The 4,289-nt window shown below is 37.7% G+C and carries 8 protein-coding genes; all 8 read left to right on the top strand.

Translation table 11 applies throughout. The annotated features are described in order from the left end of the window. A partial coding sequence (locus B494_RS20270; RefSeq protein WP_194291197.1) for an ICP22 family protein occupies nucleotides 1–1,002 on the top strand: 1,002 nt, incomplete at its 5' end. A gap of 21 nt (nucleotides 1,003–1,023) precedes the next feature. Further along, the gene (locus B494_RS21195; RefSeq protein WP_017473322.1) at nucleotides 1,024–2,331 is read left to right on the top strand and encodes a hypothetical protein; all 1,308 of its coding nucleotides are present in this window, start codon (nucleotides 1,024–1,026) and stop codon (nucleotides 2,329–2,331) included. Nucleotides 2,332–2,334: 3 nt separating this feature from the next. Beyond that, nucleotides 2,335–2,493: a hypothetical protein gene (locus B494_RS21190; protein WP_017473321.1), complete on the top strand. Its 159-nt coding sequence runs from the start codon at nucleotides 2,335–2,337 to the stop codon at nucleotides 2,491–2,493. Next, nucleotides 2,494–2,943: a hypothetical protein gene (locus B494_RS0115615; protein WP_017473320.1), complete on the top strand. Its 450-nt coding sequence runs from the start codon at nucleotides 2,494–2,496 to the stop codon at nucleotides 2,941–2,943. It abuts the gene before it with no gap. Further along, nucleotides 2,943–3,227: a hypothetical protein gene (locus tag B494_RS0115610; protein ID WP_017473319.1), complete on the top strand. Its 285-nt coding sequence runs from the start codon at nucleotides 2,943–2,945 to the stop codon at nucleotides 3,225–3,227. The genes B494_RS0115615 and B494_RS0115610 overlap by 1 nt, the downstream gene beginning before the upstream one ends. Nucleotides 3,228–3,350: 123 nt before the next feature. Then, nucleotides 3,351–3,503 carry a hypothetical protein gene (locus B494_RS21185; RefSeq protein WP_017473318.1) on the top strand — a complete coding sequence of 51 codons (153 nt, stop codon included), beginning with the start codon at nucleotides 3,351–3,353 and terminating at the stop codon, nucleotides 3,501–3,503. Further along, on the top strand, nucleotides 3,487–3,876 hold the full coding sequence (locus B494_RS0115600) for a hypothetical protein (protein WP_017473317.1): 390 nt from the start codon (nucleotides 3,487–3,489) through the stop codon (nucleotides 3,874–3,876). Before B494_RS21185 ends, B494_RS0115600 begins: the two co-directional genes overlap by 17 nt. Nucleotides 3,877–3,942: 66 nt before the next feature. Next, a partial coding sequence (locus B494_RS0115595; RefSeq protein ID WP_017473316.1) for a hypothetical protein occupies nucleotides 3,943–4,289 on the top strand: 347 nt, incomplete at its 3' end.

Raw genomic sequence — 4,289 nt, 5'->3', positions numbered from 1 at the left:
TACAATGCAAGTGAGGATATCTATTATATTTACTTTGATTCATCGCAAGTATCAAGCTTTACTTTTTCAGCCAATGATTTTGATTATGCAGTGTCACATGACTATGTGGGTCAAAATTATTTCACTGTTACTTGCAATGGTAGTTATAGCGTTAGTTTTTATGATTCAAGTAATAATTTGCTAAGTTCAGACACTGTCAACCTTACCAATATCAATAACCAGAATTCAGCTTGTCAGCAACCGCCTAGTGATGGTGGAGGAAATGGTTCAGGAGGGGATTGTGGTTGTATTTTTAACACGCCTGGTTGGTCTGATTATATGGGGAAAATTGATGATGTTATCAACGCTATACCATCACCACCTAATTGGCAACAGGTTGCAAATACGTTTAACAATACGATTGTACCTAATCTCATAAGCGAAACAGAGAGTATGCTAGGTTATGCGCCAAGTGCACCGTCAGCGCCTAATTATAGCGATACAATAACTGGATATATAGATGAGCCAACAGGTCAAAATGCTGAAGGATTAGAGGATTCAAGCTTTACAGCAGACGACATAAAAGACGGTGCAGAAGATATTGAGGTAAGAGACGACCCGAGTGGTGGATTTGACATATTAGACCCCGTTGAAAGTCTGCCAAGTGAAGAAGAATTTCGAGAAAATATACCCGATGAGGGGGAAGTTGATATTCCCGAAGTGCCAGAGCCAAAGGCCGAAATCCCAGAGGAACCAGAGCTTGAAGCTGATAGACCTGAATCGCCAGAAATAGAAGCCGAACCGCCAGACCCTGGTGGTGTAGATGGTGAAGCACCACAACCAGGGAATGAAGGGGGTACAGCACCTATTCCAGGCGACAGAGAAAACACAGCACCCACACCTGGGGATAATGGATTTAATGCACCTATACCAGGCGGTAGTGGAAATAATGCTCCATTACCAGGAAGCGATATGGGCGACGTGCCATTACCTGGCGAAAGTGGTACAGCTCCATTACCTTGATTTTAGAAAGAAGGTGATTGAATGAAACGAAAAATACTTGCTTTATTAGTGCCGATATTCTTCGTCATACCACTAAGCGCTTTCGCAGATGAGTTTGATTTTCGAGATGGAATATTTGATAACTATGATGTGATCGATCGTAGTGCGTCAGAAAACTATCAATATGTTATTGATAACGACCTTGAAACATATTCTACCGGTTCATACGATTTTTTAACCATAAAGTTAAAACAATCGGTAAACGTTGAAGGTTTTTATCTTAATTCGGATTCTACTAATAATCATCGTCGTGTCATATTGCACTTTTCGAATGGCGCTGAACAAGAATTAATTTTGGAAAATCGAAATAGAACAGATGAATATATAGCCATTGAAAGAGATGATTTAATAGAAATACAAATAAGTTCGTCTTCTGGCGGAACGGTGCGTGTGTATCAATTTGAACTTTTTGGAGAGGTTTTAGGCGAGGAAATAAATGTGGAAGAAATCAAAAACATAAACGTGGAATCTGAACATGATCGAGTTAATCTATCGTGGGAATTACCCGACACAGAGCATTTTGAACACGTCAATATCTACCGGATGGATTTAGGTGAAGTTAAACAAGAAACGTCCATGTTTGATTTTTTAAAGCCTATGACGGTTAACGCAAGTGAGGATTATCAACCTTTATTTGAGACAAACGGGACCTATTTCAATGATCTATCCGTAGAAGAAAACAGCTCTTATGAATACAAATTGACCACAGAATATCAAGGTGTTGAATCGCAAGGGGTAACGGTACAAGCAACCACAGGATTTGCCCCTGCGCCACCGATCGGTGGTGACGATTATCAAGAACAGCCGAACGGTGATTACTTGGTCACTTGGGAAAGTCCTACTGATGGAGATGTAAGGGTGCTTTTGGACGGTGAAATTTATGTGACTGTGCCAGCAAGTGATGGACAGTTCACCGTGCCAGCTAACGATATGGTTTATAACAATTTTGGCGACCCTTTAATCGCTATACAGCCGGTGGCTCGAAATGGGCAAGAGGGGAGCATATCACAACCAGGTGGTGCGGAATTACCTTTTAGTCCAACTGAGCTATTTGAGACGAGTAACAGTTTATTGTTACTTATTAGTTCGTTTTTATTATTGGCACTATCCTTTATCTTTGCACCCAAGTTAATAAACTTAATCAAAAAAGCCTTTGCTAACAAAAATGATTATACAAACGTTAGGTATCAAGGAAGGGCGGACGAAAAAATGCAAAGAGCACAACGATTACCAAGACAGCCAAGACAGCCACGAATAAGTACCAGGAAACCGAGAGTAGGGAGGTCGTAAAGCATGAGTAATGATCTTTTAAGTGCAGTGATTGAAGTTATATTTGGGGGTTATATGCTTTATGTAGCTCCTTTCCTCTTTTTAATGATGATCGTGTTGTTTTCTGATCGCTTAATTGATCTTATTTATTCGGCATTAGAGCAAAAAAAGGATAGGTATTAGATGGGAATTTTAACAGATGCATTCGGCAAATTGTTTGGCTTGTTGTGGGACGTTGCCGAATGGATATATACAGGATTTTTAAATATATTTCAACACATATTAGATATCTTGATAGGTTTCTTCGAGGTCATATTCGATGTGATTAGAGGATTACTATATTTAGTTTATATGATCGGTGTATTAGCTGTTCGTTTGTTTCAAGTTTTGCTTGAAGCAGCGCAAATATTATGGTCGTTGATTGTTGGTTTTGGCAATACGTTAGCAAGCTTGACTTATACACCACAATCGAGTGGCGGACATGGTTATAGCGATATGATTGGAAGAATATTCAATGCATTAGAACCCATGCAACTTGCCCCAATTGCTTATATTCTATCATTCGCATTATGGTTTATAACGGCTATATCAGCTATGAAATTAATATCCTCTATTCGAGTAGGAGGGAGCTAATGCTTAATGTTTACGATACAATTAAAAACTTTATAGACAGCATTTTTCAACCGCCTATCTCATTTTTAGATTTGGCGATTGAACGATTGCAAAGTGTGCGGATGGTTATAGCACAAGGTTTAGATATAGGGCAGTATTTTAGAGTGTTTGGTGACTTACCGACGGAATGGCAGATGGTAGTCACCAGTATTTTAGCATCAACGGTGCTGTTAGGTACACTATTGACGTTTAGATCGGTTATGCGCATGTATTATGCAATAAAGGAAGGTGTTCACTGGTGGTAATTAAAAATTTAAATTTAGATTTAATATATCTATTGATAACTATATTTTTTATATCGTCTTGTCTATCGTTTTCATTTTTAGTTTGTGAGTGGCTGAGAACAAATAAAGAAAGGAAGTTTAATGATGGTTGATGCGTTTGTTTATATGTTTGTAGTTGGAGCAGGAACAAGCTTAGGGGTTGCAGTGATAGCTTTTTTATCATGGAAGATTGTGCAAAAATCAAATGCTAAACACACGAAAAAAAGAGGGGGTAAATTAAATGGGATTGTTAAATAAAAAAAATAAAGAAGATGATTATCAAATAGAAACAACAGACTTACTCATTGTATTTGATGATGAAAATAAAACGTCAGATATCAATGTGATTACACATATTGAGGATAATACGGTTACTGTTAATGGCATGTATAAAGTACCATTGCAAGATTGCGAGATTACTGTTGGTAAAGAGGGGCGTAATTTTTTCTATCGTGCACCTGCTAAATCCGTAGAAGAAACAGAGCTATTTGCTCAATTAGAACACAACATTGTTCTATCTCAAATAACCGCCTATAAGCAACCTGAATTTCCAAATGGTATGGATATCATGAAAGGTCTGCTAATAGGGATTATATTCTTTGCTTTTATAGCAATCATGGTTATTGCTTAACATTTAGAAACATATGTAAGCTGTCAGACGTAATTATCTTTTAGAGGAAAGGGGAATGTTCATTCAATGCAAAGTACAATACAAACAGATCAGCAAAATAACGCAGATAAGTTGCAGAGTGTTATCTCAGATGATCTGTTTCCACAGGTTCAGCATATATCAGATGTAAAACAGGTAATAGAAGAAATGACGAACAAATCACAAGAATTAAGAGAAGATCAAATTAAAGCGTTGCTCTATTTAAAACGCTTAGGTGAAAACGTTTATCTTCATGGTGATAAAAACCCTTATAAAGCAATCTATGATTATATAACAAAACAAGGTAAAACAGATGTAGCCAATCCAGAGTATTATTTAGACACAATAGAAGCACTTATACCTAAACCACCTAAGCCGATCGTTATGGCTCCAGG

The sequence above is a fragment of the Amphibacillus jilinensis Y1 genome (assembly GCF_000306965.1).
GTDB classification, from domain to species: Bacteria; Bacillota; Bacilli; order Bacillales; family Amphibacillaceae; genus Amphibacillus_C; species Amphibacillus_C jilinensis.
The sequence above is the reverse complement of the archived record's forward strand: the minus strand, read 5'-3'. Positions and strand labels throughout refer to the sequence as shown.

Coding starts and splice junctions, on each gene's coding strand:
- B494_RS0115610 (WP_017473319.1), top strand. CDS start 2,943: ATGCTTAATGTTTACGATACAATTAAAAACTTTATAGACAGCATTTTT.
- B494_RS21190 (WP_017473321.1), top strand. CDS start 2,335: ATGAGTAATGATCTTTTAAGTGCAGTGATTGAAGTTATATTTGGGGGT.
- B494_RS21195 (WP_017473322.1), top strand. CDS start 1,024: ATGAAACGAAAAATACTTGCTTTATTAGTGCCGATATTCTTCGTCATA.
- B494_RS0115600 (WP_017473317.1), top strand. CDS start 3,487: ATGGGATTGTTAAATAAAAAAAATAAAGAAGATGATTATCAAATAGAA.
- B494_RS21185 (WP_017473318.1), top strand. CDS start 3,351: ATGGTTGATGCGTTTGTTTATATGTTTGTAGTTGGAGCAGGAACAAGC.
- B494_RS0115615 (WP_017473320.1), top strand. CDS start 2,494: ATGGGAATTTTAACAGATGCATTCGGCAAATTGTTTGGCTTGTTGTGG.